This is a genomic window from Microbacterium sp., assembly GCF_031988965.1.
GTDB lineage: Bacteria > Actinomycetota > Actinomycetes > Actinomycetales > Microbacteriaceae > Microbacterium.
The window spans coordinates 1-23,340 of sequence record NZ_DALZXX010000032.1; the positions used below are offsets into that span (position 1 = coordinate 1).

The window sequence follows — 23,340 nt, forward strand, 5'->3', positions numbered from 1 at the left end:
CGCCCCGCTCGCGCGCGTCACGACCAGACGGCGAGGCTCGGGCACGAGCGCGCGCACCCGATCCGCATCCGCGGTGCCGAACACGGCCTCGGCATCGGGAGCCGTGCAGAACACCACATCGGCGCGTCGTGCGCAGTCGACGATGACGGCACGGCCCTCGTCTTCGCGCCCGCGCCACAGCGACGGACGCCAGTTCACGTCGAAGCTGAGCAGCCGCCCATCGCGGGGAGCCGAGAACAGGGCCTCCTGTGCAGCGCGTGCCGTCGCCGACAGTGCAGGGGTGATACCCGAGGTGTGCACGAGCGAGGCCCCGTCGATCAGCCGCGCGATCGCAGGGTCGGCGATCGTCGCGGGGGACATCGCCGCAGCTGCCGATCCGCGCCGGTAGTAGTGCATCGTGCCGTCGACGGAACCGTCGGGGAGCGGTGTGAGCTCCTTGACGTAGAGACCCGTCGGCGCATGCGGATCGACCTGGACGGCCGAGTCGTCCACGCCGTGTCGGCGAAGCTCCGCCCGCAGGAATCGCCCGAATCCGTCGTCGCCGACGCGCGACACCACCGCCGTCGGGATGCCCGCGGAGGCCAGGGCGATCGCCGTGTTCCATTCGGCTCCGGCGAGGGAGCGGTGGAAGGTCCGGCAGTCCTCGAGAGGACCGGCGACCGCGGGGACGAGGGAGACCAGACCCTCGCCGACGCACACGGCGAGAGGGGAGGTGTCGGGCACGTTCTGGACACTACCGGATCGGCTTCGGTGAATCATCCGATACCGGAATGCAACCTGAACATGTTCCGAATCTGTACGTTCACTGGGTAGTTTCGAGGAATCACCGTCCGGACCCGACGACGTCTCCGGATCGCGCACAGCAGCGCTCGACAGGAAGGTCACACAATGCACCACACAGTCATGCGTCGGCGAGGTCTCCTCGCCGTATCCGGGGCGGCACTCGCCGCACTGGTCCTCTCAGGATGCGTCGCCAGCGAGCGCGGCGACGACGGCGCCGAGGGTTCGGGCGACGTCGACGGCACGTTCGTGTTCGCCGCCTCCTCCGACCCGGCCAGCCTCGACCCGGCATTCGCGCAGGACGGTGAGAGCTTCCGCGTCTCGCGGCAGATCTTCGAGGGGCTCGTGGGCACGGAGCCCGGAACGGCCGACCCGGCGCCGCTTCTCGCCGAGTCGTGGGAGTCGTCGGAAGACGGCATGAGCCACACCTTCGCGCTGAAGGAGGACGTCACCTTCCATGACGGCACCCCGTTCAACGCCGAGGCCGTGTGCGCGAACTTCGACCGCTGGTACAACTGGACGGGCCTCGCGGCCTCCGAGGCCTTCGGCTACTACTACAACAAGCTCTTCAAGGGGTATGCCGAGAACCCCGCGGACGCCGTCTACAAGTCCTGCACGCCCGATGGCGACTACTCGGTCACCGTCGAGCTGAACAAGCCTTTCGCCGGCTTCATCGCCTCGCTCTCGCTGCCCTCGTTCGGCATGCAGAGCCCGTCCGCGCTCTCCGAGTTCGGTGCAGACGAGGTCAGCGGCTCCGCCGAGGCTCCCGTGCTCTCCGAGTACGCGATGGGTCACCCGGTCGGCACCGGTCCGTTCCAGTTCGAGGAGTGGGCACCGGGCGAGCAGGTCACCCTCAAGGCCTACGACGGCTACTGGGGTGAGGCCGGCCAGGTCGACGAGATCATCTTCCGCACGATCGACGACCCGACCGCGCGTCGCCAGGCGCTCGAGTCCGGCTCGATCGACGGGTACGACCTCGTCGGTCCCGCCGACACCCAGGCACTCGAGGACGACGGCTTCACGATGGTGTCGCGCCCTCCGTTCACGATCCTCTACCTGGCGTTCAACCAGGCAGTGCCCGAGCTGCAGGACCCCAAGGTCCGCGAGGCGCTGTCGTACGCGGTCGACAAGGACGCACTGATCAGCCAGGTCCTGCCCGAGGGCACGGAGAAGGCGATCGAGTTCGTGCCCGACACGGTGAACGGCTACAACCCCGACGTGACGACGTACGACTACGACCCCGAGAAGGCCGAGTCTCTGCTCGCGGAGGCCGGCTACACCGAGGCCAACCCGCTGAAGCTCGACTTCAACTACCCGGTCAACGTGTCGCGTCCGTACATGCCGGACCCCGAGCAGATCTTCACCGTGCTGTCCTCGCAGCTCGCCGAGGTCGGCGTCGAGACCACCCCGGTCTCGGAGGAGTGGGTCGAGTACCTCGACCGCACCACCGGCACCGCGGACCACGGCATCCACCTGCTCGGCTGGACCGGTGACTACAACGACACCGACAACTTCGTCGGCGTCTTCTTCGGCCAGCAGAGCTCGGAGTGGGGCTTCGACAACCCGGAGCTCTTCCAGAAGCTGAACGAGGCACGCGGCGTCTCGAGCCTCGAGGACCAGACGGCCCTCTACGAGGACATCAACGAGATGGTCGCGCAGTTCATCCCCGGCGTGCCCCTCGCGCACCCGGCGCCGACCCTGGCATTCGATCCGCGCGTCGAGAGCTACCCCGCCAGCCCGGTGAACGACGAGGTCTTCACGGACATCGTCCTGACCGAGTAGGTCCGACCGACTGAGATGCCCACCCGGGTCCTCGCGCACGCGCGGGGACCCGGACCGGTGTCGCCCTGATCAACGGAGACCTTCTTGCTGCGCACCATCGGCAGACGACTGCTGTTCCTCATTCCCACCCTGCTCGGCCTCAGCATCCTGCTGTTCGCCTGGGTCAGGGCCCTGCCCGGCGGCCCCGCCGTCGCCCTTCTCGGTGAGAAGGCGACTCCCGACGCCATCGCCAGGGTCAACGAGCTCTACGGCTTCAACAAGCCGATCATCGAGCAGTACTTCATCTGGGTGAGTCGCCTGCTGCAGGGCGACTTCGGAACGTCGATCCAGACGAACCGGCCCGTGGTGGAGGAGTTCTTCCGGCGCTTCCCAGCGACCATCGAGCTGAGCGTCGTGGCGCTCATCTTCGCGGTCGGCGTCGGCATCCCGCTCGGATACTGGGCGGCACGCCGTCACGGCAAGTTCACCGACCACGCGTCGGTGGTCATGAGCCTGATCGGCATCACGATCCCGGTGTTCTTCCTCGCCTTCATCCTCAAGTACGTGTTCGCGGTGCAGCTGGGGTGGCTGCCCTCGGACGGGCGGCAGAATCCCCGCATCGACGCGACCCACGTGACCGGGTTCTATGTGTGGGACGGCATCATCACCGGCGAGTTCGACGCCGCGTGGGACGCCTTCCTTCACCTGGTGCTCCCGGCTCTCGCGCTCGGCACCATCCCGCTCGCGATCATCGTCCGCATCACCAGGGCCAGCGTCCTCGAGGTGCAGAACGCGGATTACGTGCGCACCGGCCGCGCGAAAGGCGTCGGCGCCTCGACGCTGCGGAGCCGATTCATCCTGCGCAACGCGATGCTGCCCGTCATCACGACCATCGGCCTGCAGACGGGTCTCCTGATCTCGGGAGCCGTGCTCACGGAGACCGTGTTCGCCTTCCCCGGGATCGGCTCGTTCCTCGCGAGAGCGATCTTCACGAGGGACTTCCCCGTGCTGCAGGGCTTCATCATCTTCATCGCGATCGCCTACGCGCTGATCAACCTCGCGGTCGATGTGTCCTACAGCTTCATCGACCCGAGAGTGCGGGTGCAGTGATGTCCCGTCTCGTTCTCCGAAAGGGGATGGCGTCATGACCATCTCGCTCCCACCCGCACAGGGTCCGTCGGCCGCGAGCGGCGAGGTCGTCGACACCGTCGCCGTCGGCCAGGCCGGCCTCAAGGAAGGACCCGGCGGGTTCTGGCGCGACGTGTTCCGGCGCCTGCGTCGCAACCCCACCGCCTGGATCGGCGCCGGCATCGTCCTGGCGTTCCTCGTCGTGGCCGTGCTCGCCCCTGTGCTCGCCCCGTACCCCGAGACGGCACTCCCGGGCGCGAAGTACATCACACCGACGAACATCCCCGGGCCCGGCGAGCTGCCGGAGTTCCCGCTCGGACTCGACCGCTTCGGCGGCGACGTGCTCTCCAAGCTCATCTGGGGTGCGCAGGCGTCGCTGCTGATCGGCGTCATCTCGACCGCGATGGGCCTGGTCGGCGGCATGATCCTCGGTCTCCTCGCCGGGACGTTCGGCGGCTGGGTCGACACGCTCATCATGCGGGTCGTCGACATCATCCTGTCGGTGCCGAACTTGCTGCTCGCCGTGTCGATCGCGGCCATCCTGGGTCAGACGCCGTTCGCGGTGATGATCGCGATCGGTGCCTCCCAGGTGCCGATCTTCGCCCGCCTGCTGCGCGCCTCGATGCTGCAGCAGCGATCCAGCGACTACGTGCTGTCGGCGCAGACTCTGGGTCTGGGTCGTGGGCAGATCACGATGTCGCACGTGCTCCCGAACGCGATCGGACCGGTCATCGTGCAGGGCACTCTGACGCTCGCGACCGCCGTGATCGATGCGGCGGCGCTGTCGTTCCTCGGCCTCGGCGGCGGTCGCCCCGAGACGGCCGAGTGGGGGCGCATGCTCACGTACGCACAGGCGGAACTCGCCATCGCGCCGTGGCTGGCCTTCCTGCCCGGTATCTGCATCGCGGTCACCGCGCTCGGCTTCACCCTGTTCGGTGAGGCGCTGCGTGAGGCCATGGACCCGAGGACGAGAGCACGATGAGCGCTGCGAAAGAGAATCAGATGTCGGATGCACCGCTGCTGTCGGTCGAAGGACTCGCGGTCGACTTCGCCACCATGGACGGCGTCGTGCACGCCGTCGAGGGTGTCGACCTCGAGATCGCGCCGGGGCAGACCGTCGCGATCGTGGGGGAGTCGGGGTCGGGCAAGTCGACGACAGCGATGGCCATCATCGGACTGCTCGCCGGCGGCGGGCGCGTGGCCGCCGGCAGCATCCGCCTCGACGGACGTGAGATCGCGCACGCTCCCGAACATGAACTGCGCATGATCCGCGGGCGCGACATCGGTCTCGTCCCGCAGGACCCGATGTCGAACCTGAATCCGGTCGCCAAGATCGGCACGCAGGTGGCTGAGACCCTGCTCGCGCACGGGCTGGCCAATCGGCAGAACGTGCAGCAGAAGGTCGTCGAGGCGCTCACCGCCGCGGGGCTGCCCGATCCTGAGCGGCGCGCGAAGCAGTATCCGCACGAGTTCTCGGGCGGCATGCGCCAGCGCGCGCTGATCGCGATCGGCCTCGCCTGCAAGCCGCGACTGCTGATCGCCGACGAGCCGACGAGCGCGCTCGACGTCACGGTGCAGCAGACGATCCTCGATCAGATCGGCGCGATGACGCGCGAGCTCGGCACGGCCGTGCTGCTCATCACGCACGACCTCGGCCTCGCGGCCGAGCGGGCCGAGCGGGTCATCGTGATGCACCGCGGCAAGGTCGTCGAGCAGGGGCCCGCGAAGCAGATCCTCGAGGCGCCGCAGCATCCGTACACGCAGTCGCTCGTGCAGGCAGCTCCGTCGGTGGCCGCGGCACGCCTGCGGCCCGAGGCCTTCCACGTGGAGGATCGGCCGACCGCTGCGACGGATACGACGGATGCCGCCGCGTCCGCCGTCCCGGCATCCACCGCGCCGGCATCCGCCGACAACATCGTCGAGATCGAGAACCTGACGAAGGTGTATCCGGTGCGCGGGCAGAAGGAGGACTTCGTCGCCGTCAACGACGTCTCCCTGGCGATCCCGCGAGGCGAGACGGTCGCGATCGTCGGCGAGTCCGGCTCGGGCAAGACGACGACGGCGCGCATGCTGCTGAAGATCATCGAACCGACCAGCGGGCTGATCCGGTACGAGGGCAAGGACGTCGCCTCGCTCAGCCGGGCTGAGACCAAGGACTTCCGCCAGAAGGTGCAGCCGATCTTCCAGGATCCGTACTCGAGCCTGAACCCGATGTTCACGATCGAGCGACTGATCTCCGAGCCGCTCGACTTCTACAAGCGGGGGAGCAGCGCCGATCGGCGCAGGCGCGTCCGCCAGCTGCTCGACGACGTGGCGCTGCCGCAGTCGATGCTGCGCCGGTATCCGTCCGAGCTGTCGGGAGGCCAGCGGCAGCGCGTCGCGATCGCCCGCGCCCTCGCACTCTCGCCCGAGCTGATCGTGTGCGACGAGCCCGTGTCGGCGCTCGACGTGCTCGTGCAGGACCAGATCCTGACCCTGCTCGGCGACCTGCAGCGCGAGTACGGGCTCAGCTATCTCTTCATCTCGCACGACCTCGCGGTGGTGCGACTGATCAGCGACTACGTGTGCGTGATGAAGGACGGATCTCTCGTCGAGGCGGCATCGTCCGAGGAGATCTTCACGAATCCACGAGACCCGTACACGCGACGCCTACTCGCGTCGATCCCGGGAAACGAGCTGAACATCGCGTCCTGACGATTCGATCCTGACCTTCTTCGGGCGCCAATACCGCAGCGTTCGAAGAAGGTCAAGGATTGAACTTGCCATGTCGCAATATCGCGTCTATAGTTGGTAGTTGCGCTCGCTTCTCCGTGCCCTCATATGGTGGTCGGCATCTCGTTGAGCATTCGGGCGCACACTCCACCTGACGACAAAGGAATCGAGAAGCCCTGCGGGGCTCACGGAGGTTATTCCCTTGGCTGCTGCTCCCAACGCATCCACATCCACCACCACCAAGAACGGACGCGGAGCTTCCCGCCTCTCGTTCGCGAAGATCTCCGACACGCTGACGGTCCCCGACCTTCTCGCTCTGCAGACCGAGTCCTTCGGTTGGCTCGTCGGAAACGACGCCTGGAAGGCGCGGGTCGCCGAGGCGAACGCCGCCGGCCGGACCGACGTGAACCAGGTCTCCGGACTCGGTGAGATCTTCGAGGAGATCTCCCCGATCGAGGACCTCGGCGAGACCATGCAGCTCTCGTTCACGAACCCGTACCTCGAGCCGGAGAAGTACTCGATCGAGGAGTGCAAGGAGCGTGGCAAGACCTACGCCGCTCCGCTGTACGTCGAGGCCGAGTTCATGAACCACCTCACGGGTGAGATCAAGACCCAGACGGTCTTCATGGGCGACTTCCCGCTGCAGACCGACAAGGGAACGTTCATCATCAACGGCTCCGAGCGCGTCGTCGTCTCGCAGCTCGTGCGTTCGCCCGGTGTCTACTTCGACAAGACCCCCGACAAGACGTCCGACAAGGACATCGTCTCGGCACGCGTCATCCCGAGCCGTGGTGCATGGCTCGAGTTCGAGATCGACAAGCGCGACCAGGTCGGCGTGCGCATCGACCGCAAGCGCAAGCAGTCCGTGACCGTCTTCCTCAAGGCGCTCGGTCTGTCGAGCGAGCAGATCCTCGCCGAGTTCTCGGGCTTCCCCTCGATCGAGGAGACCCTGGCGAAGGACACCATCGTCACGAAGGAAGATGCGCTCCGCGACATCTACCGCAAGCTGCGTCCGGGCGAGCAGGTGGCCGCCGAGGCCGCACGCGCGCTCCTCGACAACTTCTACTTCAACCCGAAGCGCTACGACCTGGCGAAGGTCGGTCGTTACAAGATCAACCACAAGCTGGGTCTCGACGCGCCGCTGACCGACTCGGTGCTGACCGTCGACGACATCGTCGCGACGATCAAGTACCTCGTCCGTCTGCACGCCGGTGTCGACACGTTCGACGGCATCCGCTCGGGCAAGCAGGCCGAGATCCGCATCGCGACCGACGACATCGACAACTTCGGCAACCGTCGCATCCGCGCCGTGGGTGAGCTCATCCAGAACCAGGTCCGCACCGGTCTGTCCCGCATGGAGCGCGTCGTCCGCGAGCGCATGACCACGCAGGACATCGAGGCGATCACGCCGCAGACCCTGATCAACGTGCGCCCCGTCGTCGCCGCGATCAAGGAGTTCTTCGGAACCTCGCAGCTGTCGCAGTTCATGGACCAGAACAACCCGCTCGCGGGTCTGACCAACAAGCGCCGTCTCTCGGCTCTCGGCCCCGGTGGCCTGAGCCGTGACCGCGCCGGTGTCGAGGTCCGTGACGTCCACCCGTCGCACTACGGCCGCATGTGCCCCATCGAGACCCCTGAAGGCCCGAACATCGGTCTGATCGGTGCTCTCGCGACGTTCGCGCGCATCAACTCGTTCGGTTTCATCGAGACCCCGTACCGCAAGGTCGAGGGTGGCGTCGTTACCGAGCACATCGATTACCTGACGGCTTCCGAAGAGGTCGACTTCAACATCGCGCAGGCCAACGCGCCGCTCGATGCCAAGGGTCGCTTCCGCGAGAGCCACGTCCTCGCCCGTCCGAAGGGCGGCAGCGGTGAGGTCGACCTCTTCCTCCCCGAGGAGATCGGCTACATCGACGTCTCGCCGCGTCAGATGGTGTCGGTCGCGACCTCGCTCGTGCCCTTCCTCGAGCACGACGACGCGCAGCGCGCACTCATGGGTGCCAACATGCAGCGTCAGGCTGTGCCGCTGCTCCGCAGCGACTCGCCGCTCGTCGGAACCGGTATGGAGGGCTACACCGCCATCGATGCGGGTGACGTGCTCACCGCCGAGAAGGCCGGTGTCGTCACCGAGGTCTCCGCAGACCGCGTCACCGTCATGCTCGACGAGGGTGGAACGCAGGACTACCACCTGCGCAAGTTCGACCGCTCGAACCAGGGAACGTCGTACAACCAGAAGGTCGTCGTCAGCGAAGGCGAGCGCGTCGAGGTCGGAGAGGTCATCGCCGATGGCCCCGCCACCGAGAACGGCGAGCTGGCACTCGGAAAGAACCTCCTCGTCGCGTTCATGACGTGGGAGGGCTACAACTTCGAGGACGCCATCATCCTGAGCCAGGACCTGGTGAAGGACGACACCCTCTCGTCGATCCACATCGAGGAGTACGAGGTCGACGCCCGCGACACGAAGCTCGGCAAGGAGGAGATCACCCGTGACCTCCCCAACGTCAGCCCCGAGCTGCTGAAGGACCTCGACGAGCGCGGCATCATCCGCATCGGCGCCGAGGTCCGCCCCGGCGACATCCTCGTCGGCAAGGTCACGCCGAAGGGCGAGACCGAGCTGTCGGCGGAAGAGCGTCTGCTCCGCGCGATCTTCAACGAGAAGAGCCGCGAGGTCCGTGACACCTCTCTGAAGGTGCCCCACGGTGAGCAGGGCACGATCATCGCCGTCAAGGAGTTCAACGCCGAGGACGGCGACGACGAGCTCGGCTCCGGCGTGAACCGCCGCGTCGTGGTCTACATCGCCCAGAAGCGCAAGATCACCGAGGGTGACAAGCTCGCCGGCCGTCACGGCAACAAGGGTGTCATCGCCAAGATCCTCCCGATCGAGGACATGCCGTTCCTCGCGGACGGAACCCCGGTCGACATCGTGCTCAACCCGCTGGGTATCCCCGGTCGAATGAACTTCGGTCAGGTGCTCGAGACCCACCTCGGGTGGATCGCGAAGCAGGGCTGGAAGGTCGAGGGAACCCCGGAGTGGGCTGCGAAGCTCCCGAAGGACGCCTTCGAGGCGGCCCCCGGCACCAAGGTCGCCACCCCGGTGTTCGACGGTGCGAGCGAGGAGGAGATCTCCGGTCTCCTCGACGCGACCACCCCGACCCGTGACGGCGTCCGCCTGATCGACTCGAGCGGAAAGACGCAGCTGTTCGACGGCCGCTCCGGCGAGCCGTTCCCGGCGCCGATCTCGGTGGGCTACATGTACATCCTGAAGCTGCACCACCTGGTCGACGACAAGATCCACGCGCGTTCGACGGGTCCGTACTCGATGATCACCCAGCAGCCGCTCGGTGGTAAGGCGCAGTTCGGTGGCCAGCGATTCGGTGAGATGGAGGTGTGGGCCCTCGAGGCCTACGGCGCCGCATACGCGCTCCAGGAGCTCCTCACGATCAAGTCCGACGACATCCTAGGCCGCGTCAAGGTGTACGAGGCGATCGTCAAGGGCGAGAACATCCAGGAGCCCGGCATCCCCGAGTCCTTCAAGGTGCTCATGAAGGAGATGCAGTCGCTCTGCCTGAACGTCGAGGTCCTCTCGGCAGACGGCACGCTCGTCAACCTGCGTGACACCGACGACGAGGCCTTCCGCGCTGCGGAGGAGCTCGGCATCAACATCTCCAGCCGCTTCGAGGCCGCCTCGATCGACGAGATCTAAGGTTCAGGCCGCCGCCTGAGCGTCATGCTCCGGCGGCGGCCCACCTCCCCGATTTCTTCAGAAGAATTCCTACACAGGAGAATTTGTGCTCGAGTCAAACACTTTCGATGAGCTTCGCATCGGTCTCGCGACCGCGGATCACATCCGCGCCTGGTCGTACGGCGAGGTCAAGAAGCCTGAAACCATCAACTACCGCACCCTGAAGCCGGAGAAGGACGGTCTCTTCGGAGAGCAGATCTTCGGCCCGTCCCGCGACTGGGAGTGCGCCTGCGGCAAGTACAAGCGTGTCCGCTTCAAGGGCATCGTCTGCGAGCGCTGTGGCGTCGAGGTCACCAAGTCCTCGGTCCGTCGTGAGCGCATGGGTCACATCGAGCTCGCCGCTCCCGTCACCCACATCTGGTACTTCAAGGGTGTTCCCTCGCGTCTGGGCTACCTGCTCGACATGGCGCCGAAGGACCTCGAGAAGGTCATCTACTTCGCCGCCTACATGGTCATCTCGGTCGACGAGGATGCTCGTCACCGCGACCTGGGCACGCAGGAGAACAACATCCGTCTCGAGCTGAAGACGCTCGGAGACCGTCGCGACGCGAAGATCGCCGAGCGCCTGGCTCGCCTGGAGGAGGAGCTCGCTTCCCTCGAGGCCGAGGGTGCCAAGGCCGACGCGAAGAAGAAGGTCAAGGACGCCGCCGAGAAGGAGATGTCGCTCATCCGCAAGGGTGCCGACGAGGCGATCGCCAAGCTCGAGCGCGTGTGGGAGGACTTCCGCACGCTCGAGGTCGGCGCACTGCGTCCCGAGGACGACGTCTTCCACGAGCTGCAGGACCGTTTCGGTCAGTACTTCGAGGCCTACATGGGTGCCGAGTCGATCCAGCGTCGTCTCGCGGCGTTCGACCTGGCCGCCGAGGCGGAGAGCCTGCACCTGCAGATCTCCGAGGGCAAGGGCCAGCGCAAGATCCGTGCGATCAAGCGTCTGAAGGTCGTCAACTCGTTCCTGGAGACCGGCATGAGCCCGGCCGCCATGGTCCTCGACGTCGTTCCGGTGATCCCGCCGGAGCTGCGCCCGATGGTGCAGCTCGACGGTGGTCGCTTCGCGACCTCCGACCTCAACGACCTCTACCGTCGTGTGATCAACCGCAACAACCGTCTTCGTCGTCTGATCGACCTCGGCGCCCCCGAGATCATCGTCAACAACGAGAAGCGGATGCTGCAGGAGGCCGTCGACGCACTGTTCGACAACGGTCGCCGTGGTCGCCCGGTCACCGGTACCGGAAACCGCGCCCTGAAGTCCCTCAGCGACATGCTGAAGGGTAAGCAGGGTCGTTTCCGCCAGAACCTGCTCGGCAAGCGCGTCGACTACTCGGGCCGTTCGGTCATCATCGTCGGCCCGCAGCTGAAGCTGCACCAGTGTGGTCTGCCCAAGCAGATGGCTCTGGAGCTCTTCAAGCCGTTCGTCATCAAGCGCCTGATCGACCTCGGTCACTCGCAGAACATCAAGGCGGCCAAGCGCGCCGTCGAGCGCACGCGTCCCGAGGTCTGGGACGTGCTCGAGGAGATCATCCGCGAGCGTCCGGTGCTGCTCAACCGTGCACCCACGCTGCACCGTCTGGGCATCCAGGCGTTCGAGCCTCAGCTCGTCGAGGGCAAGGCCATCCAGCTGCACCCGCTCGTCTGCGCGGCGTTCAACGCCGACTTCGACGGTGACCAGATGGCTGTCCACCTGCCGCTGTCGGTCGAGGCTCAGGCCGAGGCCCGCGTGCTCATGCTCGCGTCGAACAACATCCTGAAGCCGTCTGACGGACGTCCGGTCACCCTGCCTTCGCAGGACATGATCATCGGTCTGCACCACCTGACCACGGTCAAGGCGGGCGCAGCCGGTGAGGGCCGTGCATTCGGTTCGGTGGGCGAGGCGATCCTGGCGAAGGACGAGGGCTCCCTCGACCTGCAGGCCAAGGTCCGCATCCGCATCCCGGGTCTGACGTTCCTCGAGGGCGAAGCGCCCGAGGGCTACGAGCGTCACGGCCTCGTCGACGCGTCGCTCGGACAGGCGATCTTCAACGACACGCTGCCCAAGGGCTACCCGTTCGTCCGCGAGCAGGCAGACAAGAACAAGCTGTCGCAGATCGTCAACAAGCTGGCCGAGGAGTACCCCAAGGTCGAGACGGCTGCGTCGCTGGACCGCATCAAGGACGCCGGCTTCTACTGGGCCACGCGCTCGGGTGTGACCGTCGCTCTGAGCGACATCCTCACGCCGCCGAACAAGGCTGAGATCGTCGCGGGCTACGAGAAGCAGGCCGCGAAGGTCCAGTCCCAGTACGAGAAGGGCCTCACGACCGACGCCGAGCGTCGTCAGGAGCTCATCAAGATCTGGACCGAGGCGACCGACGAGGTCCAGGCCGCGATGAAGGCGCACTTCCCCGAGGACAACACCATCAACCGCATGGTGTCGTCGGGTGCTCGTGGTAACTGGCTGCAGATCCGGAACATCGCCGGTATGCGTGGTCTGGTGAACAACCCCAAGGGTGAGATCATCCCGCGTCCGATCATCTCCTCGTACCGCGAGGGTCTGTCGGTCGCGGAGTACTTCATCGCGACGCACGGTACCCGTAAGGGTCTCGCCGACACCGCTCTGCGTACCGCCGACTCGGGTTACCTGACCCGTCGTCTGGTGGACGTCTCGCAGGACGTCATCATCCGCGAAGAGGACTGCGGCACGTCGAAGGGCCTCGAGCTCCCGATCGCCGCTCCGAACTCGCAGGGTGAGCTGGTGCGCGACGCGAACGTCGAGAACTCGGTGTTCGCTCGTACCCTCGCCTCCGACGTGGTCGACAGCAAGGGCGAGGTCCTCGCCTCTGCCGGAGACGACGTGGGCGACGTTCTCATCGACAAGCTGGTCGAGGCGGGTGTCGAGACCATCAAGGTGCGCTCGGTCCTGACCTGCGACTCCGCCGTCGGTGTCTGCGCGCAGTGCTACGGTCGTTCGCTCGCGACGGGTAAGACCGTCGACATCGGCGAGGCCGTCGGCATCATCGCGGCCCAGTCGATCGGTGAGCCCGGTACCCAGCTGACGATGCGTACCTTCCACACCGGTGGTTCCGCGTCGGCTGACGACATCACGCAGGGTCTGCCCCGTGTGCAGGAGCTCTTCGAGGCTCGCACCCCGAAGGCGGCATCGCCGATCGCCGAGGCCGATGGCCGCATCACGATCGACGAGACCGACAAGGCGAAGAGGCTCATCCTCACGCCCGACAACGGTGACGAAGAGGTGATCTACCCGGTCCTGAAGCGTGCGACGCTTCTGGTCGAGGACGGTCAGCACGTCAACGTGGGTCAGCCTCTGCTGGTCGGAACGCTCGACCCCAAGGAGGTCATGCGTGTCATGGGTGCCCGCGAGGTGCAGCGTTACCTCGTCGGTGGCGTCCAGGGCGTGTACCGCTCGCAGGGTGTGCCGATCCACGACAAGCACATCGAGGTCATCGTCCGTCAGATGCTCCGCAAGGTCACCGTCGTCGATCACGCCGACACGACCCTGCTCCCGGGTGAGATGGTCGACCTCAAGCGCTACCAGGCGATCAACCGCGAGGCCGTGGCAGAGGGCAAGCGCCCCGCGTCTGGCCGTTCGGAGCTGATGGGTATCACGAAGGCGTCGCTCGCGACCGAATCGTGGCTGTCGGCCGCCTCCTTCCAGGAGACGACGCGTGTGCTCACCGAGGCTGCCATGCAGGGCAAGCGCGACCCGCTGGTCGGTCTCAAGGAGAACGTCATCATCGGTAAGCTCATCCCCGCCGGAACCGGTCTCTCGAAGTACCGCGACGTCACGGTCGAGGCGACGGAAGAAGCCAAGAGCGAGCGCTACCCGAACCGGATCTTCGCATCCGACGGTGCGTACGCTGACGGTGACTTCGGTTACGTCGACTTCGACGCGTTCTCGACGGACGACATCACGCCGGGTACGTACAATTGACGTATTGAGTGAGTGAGAAGGCCCCGGGCGATTCGCCCGGGGCCTTCTTCGTGCCCCACGTCCGAGCGGGGGAGCAGCAGCTCAGTCGAACAGGTTCGAGATGATGCTCGAGGTGTAGCCGGTCGGCGCGAGGTTGGAGTACACGGTGTCGATCAGGATGTCGTCGCGCCAGAACAGGGTGCGTCCGTCGGTGACGGGGTACTGCGGATCCGGCCAGGTCTTCTCGCAGCGTGTGCCCTTGTCGGGCGTGAAGCAGGTGAAGCCCTCATCCGTCACCAGGGCGTTCAGCATGTCGAGTGCGGGGCCGCGATTCATCGCCGAGATCGTCGTCACGAGCCCGGTGGTGTCCGCCCGCGGGTCACGCCAGATGCAGGTGAGGGTGTCGTCGTCTCCCACCCCTGACGGTCCGAACGCCGCATCGTTCAGAGGCGTCTCACCCAATTGCGACAGCACGTCCTCCGAGAGGATCGCACGACAGTCGGTGGGCAGCGCCACCGGCGTCGAGGTGGGGGTCGGAGACGCGGTCGGCTCGTCGGTCTGCTCCGGAGTGGCACTCGACGACGCGGCGGGTGTCGAGCTCGCGTCTCCGTCGCCGGTCGAACCGCCGCAGCCCGCGAGCAGGGTGATCAGGGCGAGAGCAGCGGCTCCCGAGACGAGACGAGCGTTCATGCGCTCACCGTAGCGCTCCGCATCGACGTGGCGACAGAGGCGGGCCGGATGCCGTGCGCACCGACCGCGAGTAGTGTCGGCAGGGTGAGTGGTGAAAGCGTGCACGAAGCCCCGTCCGTCGTCGTCATCGGAGACGCCCTGATCGATGAGATCCGCGACAGCGCAGGGGTGCGCGAGCTGGTCGGGGGAGCGGCGCTGAACGTGGCCGTCGGGCTACGGCGTCTCGGTGTGGCCACTACCTTGATCGCGATGGTCGGTGACGATGAGGCCGGCGATCATATCCGTGAGTACCTCGGCGATCAGGGCGTCACGCTCATCGGCACGTCGGCGCCGCACGGGTCATCTCGCGCGATCGTGCAGCGTGGAGCCGACGGCGAGCCGACGTACGTGTTCAACGAGGCGGCGCAGCGCCGCAGCATCCGATTCTCGGGCGAGGCAGTCCAGGCGATCGCCGATGCCGGTCTCGTCGTCGTCAGCTGCTTCCCCTTCGACGTGCCCACCGAGGTCTCCGCCCTGATCGAGGCGACGCACGGAAAGCGGCTTGCCATCGACCCGAACCCGCGGTCCGGCATGCTCAGCGATCGCGAGGAGTTCGTCCGCGGCTTCGAGCTGCTCGCGCCGCACTCGGCGATCGTCAAGGTGGGGGCCGATGACGCCGCCCTGCTCTACGACGGTGACCTCGATGCTCTGCGTGCGCGTCTCCGCGCTGCGGGCAGTGAGGCTGTGCTCGCGACGGCGGGAGCGGCAGGGGCGGTCCTGGAGTCGGACGCGGGCCTGGTCTCGGCGTCGATCGCGACGCTTCCCGGGCGCATCGTCGACACGGTCGGTGCGGGAGATGCCACGCTCGCGGCCGTCGCCGCCGGTCTCGTTCTCGACGCTCCGCGAGACCTCGAAGGATGGCGTTCGCTGCTCGAACGAGCGATGGATGTGGCCGCCGCGACCTGCCGCACAGAGGGCGGTCTGCTGCGGACGCCGGAGTCGTTGGCGGATGCCGATCGCGGCGTGTACGGCAGCTGACGTCTCGATTTCTCGTGCCTGCCTCCGACAGGTATGATTGATACTCGTGCCCCCGGTTGGCTGTCGAAGTCGGACGGGTGCGCTCTGGCGAGTTACCCAAGCGGCCAAAGGGATCTGACTGTAAATCAGCCGTCTTAGACTTCGGGGGTTCGAATCCCTCACTCGCCACCGGCTACGACAGAGAACGCCCCCGATATCCGGGGGCGTTTCTGCGTCCAGCGCCCACGTCCCTGCGAGTTTCTTGCACCGAGTGCAGATACCCATGGACACCTAGTCCATTCGAGCGCATACTTACACGCACAGGACATGGTTTCAGCAAAGGAGCACACCATGAGCGACTCGAACGAACCCGCCGAGCTCTTCTCCTCGTCCTCCGGACCCGAGGGCGCATCGATCACCGACTGGACGGACCTCGGGCGGGAGATGTGGGCGTATCTCACCGGACGTGGGGCGGCGGTGAACTACACCTTCGACGACATGACCGTCGAAGTCCCGCGCGACATCGGGCCGGATGCGCCGCGCGCGACCTGGAAGTTCAACGGCACACTGCGCGTGACGACCAGTGACAGCGCGTCGGGCGACGCGCACGCGGTCTAGGCGAAGCCGACTCCGATGATCCGCCTCGACATCGATCTGCAGGTCGAGCAGGCCGCACCGGACGGCGGCCCCCCGACACGGTTCGGCGTGAAAGCCGCCGGCAGTGAGGTCGTCGTCACGCTGGAGAACAGCGCCGGCCTTGCGGGTATGGGTCGGAACGACCTCGCGAATCTCGTTCCGCTCGCCGACGGCCTCGCGCGTCGCGGCATCCGTGTGCGCGTCGATGGACCGAAAGGCACCCTGGTGGAGTTGGGAGACGTGAAGTCCGGACCCGTCGGGCGCGTCATCGCCGGCTCTCCGCACATCAGGCTCGGGCATCTCGCCGCGCTCCTGTCCGAGATGCAGCACGGCAGGCAGGGGAGTGGCTTCCGCCTTCCCGCACCTCCGCCGACCCCGTTCCCGCTCGTCCCGACCATCGCGAGAAGAGTGCGTCGCCGTGTGACGACGACGCACTACATCCCGGGCTCCGGTCGCCCTCGGTTGATCTTCGCCGTCGGTTCCGGCGACTGGGACCGCAGCAGGCCTCGAGAGTTCGATCTGCTGCCCGGCCGGACGGTGATCGGCTCGAGCCCTGACGCCGATCTGCGTCTGGAGGGAGTGGAGGCGCGTCACGCAGAGATCAGACACAACGACGACGACGAGTACGTGCTGTACTCGTTCGCGCCGACCGGCGGTGGTCGCCCGAACCTTCCGCACAGCTCCGAGAACGCGAGGATCCTCCGGACGGGTTCGCGGATCGAGATCGGTCCCTGGCGCCTCGCCTACTACCGCGAGGAGTTCGCGGACCACGGCCGCCCGTTCGGCGGGCGTCAGGGCGGAGAGTACGAGTTCCAGAAGCAGCAGCCCATCCGACCGTACGGCTCCGGCGAGCTCGGCTGACGGATCCTGCAGCAGGAGACGCCGGGTGATGTGAGATCCCGCTGTCGAGAAGTCCCCGGACGCACTGCGTCCGGGGCACTTCGCCGTTTCCGCGTCGAGCGGGCAGTATGGAGCGGGTGGTGATGCGGGAGTGGGGCCGGGTGGACGATGAGGAGCGGATGGCCGTTCGCAGGGGGCTGCGCAGCGTCCTGGTCTATTACGTGTGCCTGCTGCCTCTCGGTGCCGTGGGTGCTGTCTTCTTCCTCATCGCCGGCAGCGTCAGGGTCGGCTCCCGAGACGAACTCGGTCACGCCACCTTCGGATGGCCGTTCGGCTGGGTCACGCAGGACCTCTCGAGGTACGAACCGATCGCGTACCCGGCGACGATCGAATTCGAGTATCAGCGTGCGTGGCACGATCCGATCGACACCTCGTACAACCTGTGGCTCTTCGCCGCGAACAGCGCGATCGTGGCCGCGATCCTGACGGCGATGCTGCTGATCGGGCTCGGAGTGCTGCGAGTTCGGCGCGCGCTCCGGGAGTGATCCGCACTCCGGGTCACGGACGTATCCGTATCTCCACGTACGGGAAGTGGCAGTCGGCGGTCGCATCGACCGGCTCGCAGTCGTCGTCCGGCATGAGCATCAGCATCGCTGCTCCGGTGGCGTGGGGTGGCAGGTCCACCGACACCGTGGTCTCGCCGACCTCGAGGCGGGCCCCGGTTCTCGTGTCGCCCTCACCGGCGCGGACGATCAGCTCACCCGCCCACTCGTCGCCCACGGCGCATCCGGCGGGGGTGAGCGCAACGGACACGGCCTGGCCGGCGAGGGGCTGGACGTCGTCGCTCGTCAGCATCGGCGCGATCCCCTCGCAGACTCGTGGCGACGAAGGGGGAGCGGAGGTCGGTGCGGCGCATCCGACGAGTCCCGCGCACAGCGAGATCACCGTCAGCGCTGCCGTGCCGATCGAGTATCCCGATGAACGCCTCATGACTACGGGTGTCACGAGTCGCCCAGTCGTCTCAGTAGTCGGGATGCAGCCGCAGGCGCGAGGCGACCTCGGCCGCCTGCTCCTGAGGAGTGAGCGCGATGTCGATCTCGATCGCCCGCTCGTCGTCCTCGAGCGGCTCGAGCGTCGCGAACTGCGAGTCGAGAAGCGTCGCCGGCATGAAGTGCCCCTGGCGGCGGAGCATCCGCTCGAGGATCAGCTCGCGCTCGCCAGCGAAATGCACGAACGTGACGCCCTCGCGCCGGAGCACGTCGCGGTAGCTGCGCTTGAGCGCCGAGCAGGTCACGATCCCGGGCTCGCCGGCGGCGATGCGCTCGTCGATCCACTCCGCGATGCGGTCGAGCCAGGGCCAGCGATCGTCGTCGTTCAGTGCGTGGCCTGCCGCCATCTTGGCGACGTTCGCCTCGGGGTGCAGGTCGTCGCCCTCTTCGAAGCTCCAGCCCAGCCGGCCGGCGAGCATCGCCGCGACGGTGGACTTGCCGGTGCTGGCGACGCCCATGAAGACGAGTACGGGTGCGGTGGTGGTCATCATCATCACGGCCTCACACGAAGATGCTCAGGACGAGGACACCGGCGAGGCCGGTCACCGAGATCAGGCACTCGAGCACGGTCCAGGACTTCAGGGTCTGGGGGATGCTCAGGCCGAAGTACTCCTTGATGAGCCAGAACCCCGCGTCGTTGACGTGCGAGAGGAACACCGAGCCCGAGCCGATCGCGAGCACGAGCAGCGCGACCATGGGGGAGTCGAGCGTCTCGGTGAGGGGCTGGAGGATGCCGGCCGCGGTGATGGTGGCGACGGTCGCGGATCCGGTGGCGACGCGGATGACGACGGCCACGAGCCACGCGAGCACGAGCACCGACACCGACGAGCCCGCGACGAACTCGGCGATCACGTTGCCGATGCCCGTGTCGACGAGCACCTGCTTGAAACCTCCGCCGGCGCCGACGATCAGAAGGATTCCGGCGATCGGGCCGAGCGACGAGCCCACGATGTCGTTGATCTTGGCGCGGTCGAACCCGGCGCCACGGCCGAGGATGAAGAAACCGGCGAGCACGGCGATGAGCAGCGCGATGACAGGGGTGCCGAGGAAGTCCAGCGCGAGCTTCCACGGAGCATCCGACCCGGCAGCCGAGATGTCGGCGATCGCCTTGGCGAGCATCAGGAAGACGGGCAGCAGGATGCTGATCAGGGTCGCGATGAACGACGGGCGGCGCTTCTGCTCTTCTCCTTCATCCTCCTCGGTCACGAACAGCTCGGGAACGGGCACGTCCACCCAGCGGGCGGCGAAGCGGGCGAACAGCGGCCCCGAGATGATGACTGCGGGAATCGCGACGAGCACGCCGAAGGCGAGGGTGAGGCCGAGATTCGCACCGAGGGCGCTGATGGCGGCGAGCGGGCCGGGATGCGGCGGGACGAGTCCGTGCATCGCCGAGAGTCCCGCGAGCGTGGGGATCGCGATGCGCATCAGAGGCTGGCCCGAGCGGCGCGCCACGAGGATGATCACGGGCACGAGGAGCACGAGGCCGACCTCGAAGAACATCGGGAGTCCGATCACCGCGCCGATGAGCCCCATGACCCAGGGCAGCGAGCGGGCGCTCGCCCGGCTCACGAGGGTGTCGACGATGCGGTCGGCACCGCCGGAGTCGGCGAGGAGCTTGCCGTAGATCGCACCGAGCGCGATCAGGATGCCGACGCCTCCCATGGTCGATCCGAACCCGGCGGAGAAGCTGGTGACCGATGCGGCGATGTCCATGCCGGCGATCGCGCCGGTCGCGAGTGCGCCGATCGTGAGCGACAGGAACGGGTGCAGCTTGACCCAGGTGATGAGGACGATGATCACCGCGATGCCGATGACGGCGGCGGCGATCAGCTGGCCGGCCGGGCGATCGACGGCGGGGGTATCGCCGACGGCCGTCACGAGAGCGGACGCGGCGGGGGTGAAGAGTGCCATGAGCTTCCTTGATCCAGGCGGTGTTTCTGCCTTATGTCGTACATAATAAGCACGACACGCCATACATGTGCAACATAAAGGCGACGGAGCATTGTGATGCACCACCACATCGCGCTGATGCGGGCATACTCGAGATATGACCGCCCCCACCGTCGCAGGCAGCGTGCACGAGTCTCTCGTCGACGAGCTGGGCCGCGCGATCGTCGACGGCCACCACCGGCCCGGCTCGCGGATGCTGACGGTCGAGCTCGCGCAGCAGCGCGGCGTCTCCCGCTCGGCCGCACGTGAGGCTGTGCGGGTGCTGGAGTCCTTCGGGCTCGTGTGGGTGCGGCGCAAGTCCGGTGTCGAGGTGCGGCCGCGCGCGGACTGGAACGTCTATGCGCCCGAGGTGATCGCGTGGCGTCTGGCAGGGCCGGGGCGTGACGAGCAGCTGCGCGAGCTCAGCCAGTTGCGGTCGGTTATCGAGCCGCTCGCCGCGCACCTCGCAGCGGGTGCCGCGTCGTCGGAGCAGAAGGTCGAACTCGTCTCGCTCGTCGTGGAGATGGGGCAGGAAGATCACGAGGCAGATCGGGAGCGCTATCTGACCGCCGATGTCAGATTCCATCGACTCCTGCTCGACGCGTCAGGCAACGGCATGCTCGCCGCGCTCGGTGGCACGGTCGAGGCGGTGCTGCGCGGTCGCACCGTGCACGCCCTCATGCCGCACGTCGCGAACCAGAGCGCCGTGCAGTGGCATCGGGACGTCGCGTTCGCGGTCGCCAGTGGCGACGCGGAGGCGGCTGCGGCCGCGATGCGCAACATCGTCTCCGAGGCGGATGAAGCCATGCAGCGGGCCGCTTCATAGACTGGAGAGATGCGAGCTCTCACCGAAGCGGAGGTCCGCGCGTCCTTCGTCAACGCGGATGCCGACGAATTGCGCATCATGGAGATGCCGCACGATTTCGTCCTGACCGACTGGGACTACCTCGATTTCTTCGCCTGGCGTGACCCGGGTGCGGGCCGACGTGGATACGTGCTGATCCAGCACGAGGGTCGCATCTCGGGGGTCGTGCTCAGAGCAAGCGACCCGGGCCGCGGCCGGTCGGGCATGTGCAACATCTGCCACACGATGCAGCCGGGCAACCAGGTGGCGCTGTTCGGCGCCCGCAGGGTCGGTGACGCCGGGGCTCGTGGCGACTCGGTCGGCACCTATATGTGCGCCGACCTGTCCTGCCACGAGAACGTGCGGCTCGCGCATCCACTGGCTCCCAACGAGATCCGCTCGCCCGGTCAGGTCGACTTCCGCCTCGACGGCACCCGCCGGCGCATGGAGGCTTTCGTCGGACGGGTGTGGGCGTCGGAGGATCACGACTAGCCTGGGGGACTACGCCCTGCGCTCGAAGGAGAAGCCATGAGTGATGTCATCCTGTTCCATGTCGAGGAGGGGATGGCGCGACTCACACTCAATCGTCCCGCACGTCTCAACGCCTTCAACGCCGAGCTCGCACATGCGTGGAGAGACGTCACGCACGAGGCGACGTCACGATCCGACGTCAAGGCGATCCTGATCGATGCGGTCGGTCCCGCGTTCTGTGCGGGCGGCGACGTGATCGACATGTCCACCACCATGGGGTCCGGCGCCGAGATCACGGCGCTCGCCGAGGTCATCAACTCCGGCATCCGGTCTCTCACCGAGTCCGCGGTGCCGGTGGTCGCCGCGGCACACGGGACGACCGCGGGCGGTGGTCTCGGAATCCTGCTCAGCAGCGACTACGCCGTCGTCGGGTCGCGTTCGCGCCTGGGCAGTCTCTACGCCAACATCGGCCTGACCCCTGATCTGTCTGTTTCTGCACAGCTCGCGCGGGCGGTGGGACAGCGTCGTGCGCTGCAGCTCGTGCTGCAGGACCGCCTGCTCACCGCCGAGGAAGCCGTCGAGTGGGGGCTGGTGGCCGAAGCGGTCTCCGGAGCGGACGCGACAGACGAGGCCGATGCCGTGCGGGCACGGGCCGAGGAGATCGCCCGTTTCTGGCTGGCGGGGGCCGCGGATGCCTACGGCCACGCGAAGCGTCTCGTGCGTTCGCAGCCCGAGAGGACGTTCGTCGAGCAGCTCAGTGAGGAGGCCCGCTCGATCGGCGCGTCGTTGGAGACGCCCGAGGCGCAGGCTCGGATCGCAGCGTTCGCGTCATCCGCGGCTCGAGCGGGCAGATGAGGGCGGATCCGCGCTGACGCATCGCTCGACACGATCGACGCCTGGGGGCGGTGTGCACAGTGGGTGTGGACGACTCCGCATCGGCATGCTCGCATGCAAGGATGAACGCAACGCCGCTTCACGAGAGGAACGCGATGTCCCAGCCGGAGATCGCCCAGCAGCCGAGTGCTCTGGTCGAGAAGAAGAACCTGTCCCTCCTGATCCGAGGGGCGATCTGGATCGCCATCGGAGCACTGATCGCGGCCGCACTGGTCTGCGTCGTGTGGGTGCTCATCGGGGATCAGGACGGACTCATCGGCAGGGCCTTCCTGACGATCCTCCTGCTCGCCGCGTTCGCGGGGATCGCGATCCTCGAAGCGGGTCTCGCGCCGAATCGTCCGGACTGGCTGTCTCTCGCCAGCATGGTGAGTTGGATCGTCGCGCTGCTGGTCGGCGCGGTCAAGATCTGGCTTCCGGAGGACTCCTTCTCCTTCACCGCGGGCGAACGGTTCTTCCAGCTGCTGGTGGTCGTGGGAATCCTGCAGCTCGCGCTGCTGCACGTGCGTCTGTTCACCCCGGCGGCGCAGCGTCACGTGACCACGTTCACGCGCATCATCTACATCGCGACGATCGTGTTCCTCGGCGGTCTCGTGGGGATGCTCGTGTTCTTCCTGACGTTCCCGCACACGTTCGAGTACGGCGAGCTGTACTGGCGCATCGTCGTGGCGCTCACCATCCTCGCCGCCGTCGGCACGACGCTGATCCCGTTGCTCAATGCTCTGTTCGCTCCGAAGAAGCAGGCTCCGATCGTGCACAGCGCGCCTGCGGTGCAGGCCTGGCCCACGTATGCCGATGCCGTCACGCCCCTGCCGGTGCTGCCCGACGGATCGCCGGACTGGAACGCCTACTACACGGGTCGACCGTCGACGCCGCAGCCGCCGTATCAGGCCGCACTGTCCTCGCCCCCGGCGATCCCTTTCCCGGTCGCGCCCGATCCCGCAGCGCAGCCGGCAGGGCAGCACCCCGC

Annotated in this window: 19 protein-coding genes and 1 tRNA gene; 15 read left to right on the top strand and 5 right to left on the bottom strand. The window is 67.0% G+C overall.

The window, feature by feature from the left end:
* A partial coding sequence (locus RTM68_RS08310) for a sugar kinase (protein ID WP_312169974.1) occupies positions 1-723 on the bottom strand: 723 nt, incomplete at its 3' end.
* Positions 724-888: 165 nt separating this feature from the next.
* On the opposite strand from RTM68_RS08310, the gene RTM68_RS08315 reads away from it, so the two are divergent.
* From RTM68_RS08315 to rpoC, 6 genes are all read left to right on the top strand, one after another.
* A complete protein-coding gene (locus tag RTM68_RS08315) occupies positions 889-2,562 on the top strand; it encodes an ABC transporter substrate-binding protein (RefSeq protein WP_312169975.1) in 1,674 nt (557 codons plus the stop codon).
* Positions 2,563-2,646: 84 nt separating this feature from the next.
* Positions 2,647-3,651: an ABC transporter permease gene (locus tag RTM68_RS08320; protein ID WP_194764636.1), complete on the top strand. Its 1,005-nt coding sequence runs from the start codon at positions 2,647-2,649 to the stop codon at positions 3,649-3,651.
* Positions 3,652-3,685: 34 nt separating this feature from the next.
* Positions 3,686-4,651, top strand: a complete 966-nt coding sequence (locus RTM68_RS08325) for an ABC transporter permease (RefSeq protein ID WP_312169976.1) — start codon at positions 3,686-3,688, stop codon at positions 4,649-4,651.
* Positions 4,648-6,363, top strand: a complete 1,716-nt coding sequence (locus tag RTM68_RS08330; protein ID WP_312169977.1) for an ABC transporter ATP-binding protein — start codon at positions 4,648-4,650, stop codon at positions 6,361-6,363. Before RTM68_RS08325 ends, RTM68_RS08330 begins: the two co-directional genes overlap by 4 nt.
* Before the next feature lie 220 nt (positions 6,364-6,583).
* Positions 6,584-10,084 (top strand): DNA-directed RNA polymerase subunit beta, encoded by a 3,501-nt coding sequence (locus RTM68_RS08335; protein ID WP_194764634.1) that lies wholly within the window; start codon positions 6,584-6,586, stop codon positions 10,082-10,084.
* An 85-nt stretch (positions 10,085-10,169) separates the two neighbouring features.
* Entirely contained in the window at positions 10,170-14,045 is a 3,876-nt protein-coding gene (gene rpoC, locus RTM68_RS08340; protein ID WP_194764633.1) for a DNA-directed RNA polymerase subunit beta', read from the top strand.
* Positions 14,046-14,126: 81 nt separating this feature from the next.
* On the opposite strand, the gene RTM68_RS08345 is transcribed toward rpoC, so the two are convergent.
* On the bottom strand, positions 14,127-14,714 hold the full coding sequence (locus RTM68_RS08345; protein WP_312169978.1) for a hypothetical protein: 588 nt from the start codon (positions 14,712-14,714) through the stop codon (positions 14,127-14,129).
* Between the two features lie 84 nt (positions 14,715-14,798).
* Between RTM68_RS08345 and RTM68_RS08350 the strand changes: the two genes are divergently transcribed.
* The 5 genes from RTM68_RS08350 (at position 14,799) to RTM68_RS08370 (ending at position 17,731) form a co-directional block, all read left to right on the top strand.
* Positions 14,799-15,731: a PfkB family carbohydrate kinase gene (locus tag RTM68_RS08350; RefSeq protein WP_312169980.1), complete on the top strand. Its 933-nt coding sequence runs from the start codon at positions 14,799-14,801 to the stop codon at positions 15,729-15,731.
* A gap of 86 nt (positions 15,732-15,817) precedes the next feature.
* Positions 15,818-15,899, top strand: a tRNA-Tyr gene (locus RTM68_RS08355).
* A gap of 162 nt (positions 15,900-16,061) precedes the next feature.
* Positions 16,062-16,328, top strand: a complete 267-nt coding sequence (locus tag RTM68_RS08360; RefSeq protein ID WP_312169981.1) for a hypothetical protein — start codon at positions 16,062-16,064, stop codon at positions 16,326-16,328.
* 15 nt (positions 16,329-16,343) lie between these two features.
* Positions 16,344-17,207: an FHA domain-containing protein gene (locus RTM68_RS08365; RefSeq protein WP_312169983.1), complete on the top strand. Its 864-nt coding sequence runs from the start codon at positions 16,344-16,346 to the stop codon at positions 17,205-17,207.
* A gap of 158 nt (positions 17,208-17,365) precedes the next feature.
* The gene (locus RTM68_RS08370) at positions 17,366-17,731 is read left to right on the top strand and encodes a hypothetical protein (protein ID WP_312169985.1); all 366 of its coding nucleotides are present in this window, start codon (positions 17,366-17,368) and stop codon (positions 17,729-17,731) included.
* A gap of 13 nt (positions 17,732-17,744) precedes the next feature.
* On the opposite strand, the gene RTM68_RS08375 is transcribed toward RTM68_RS08370, so the two are convergent.
* From RTM68_RS08375 to RTM68_RS08385, 3 genes are read right to left on the bottom strand one after another with little or no spacing between them, the layout of a single operon-like run.
* A complete protein-coding gene (locus RTM68_RS08375) occupies positions 17,745-18,176 on the bottom strand; it encodes a hypothetical protein (protein ID WP_312169987.1) in 432 nt (143 codons plus the stop codon).
* 31 nt (positions 18,177-18,207) lie between these two features.
* Positions 18,208-18,729 carry a gluconokinase gene (locus RTM68_RS08380; protein ID WP_396654210.1) on the bottom strand — a complete coding sequence of 174 codons (522 nt, stop codon included), beginning with the start codon at positions 18,727-18,729 and terminating at the stop codon, positions 18,208-18,210.
* Positions 18,730-18,736: 7 nt separating this feature from the next.
* On the bottom strand, positions 18,737-20,146 hold the full coding sequence (locus tag RTM68_RS08385; protein ID WP_312169989.1) for a gluconate:H+ symporter: 1,410 nt from the start codon (positions 20,144-20,146) through the stop codon (positions 18,737-18,739).
* A gap of 136 nt (positions 20,147-20,282) precedes the next feature.
* Here RTM68_RS08385 and RTM68_RS08390 point away from each other — a divergent pair, with 136 nt between their 5' ends.
* The 4 genes from RTM68_RS08390 to RTM68_RS08405 all read left to right on the top strand — a co-directional run.
* Positions 20,283-20,990: an FCD domain-containing protein gene (locus RTM68_RS08390; protein WP_312169991.1), complete on the top strand. Its 708-nt coding sequence runs from the start codon at positions 20,283-20,285 to the stop codon at positions 20,988-20,990.
* A gap of 9 nt (positions 20,991-20,999) precedes the next feature.
* Positions 21,000-21,500, top strand: coding sequence for an FBP domain-containing protein (locus tag RTM68_RS08395; RefSeq protein WP_312169993.1), 501 nt, complete (start codon positions 21,000-21,002; stop codon positions 21,498-21,500).
* A gap of 36 nt (positions 21,501-21,536) precedes the next feature.
* The gene (locus tag RTM68_RS08400; RefSeq protein WP_312169995.1) at positions 21,537-22,334 is read left to right on the top strand and encodes an enoyl-CoA hydratase/isomerase family protein; all 798 of its coding nucleotides are present in this window, start codon (positions 21,537-21,539) and stop codon (positions 22,332-22,334) included.
* A 134-nt stretch (positions 22,335-22,468) separates the two neighbouring features.
* Positions 22,469-23,340: hypothetical protein (locus tag RTM68_RS08405; RefSeq protein ID WP_312169996.1), on the top strand; the 872-nt coding region annotated here is incomplete at its 3' end.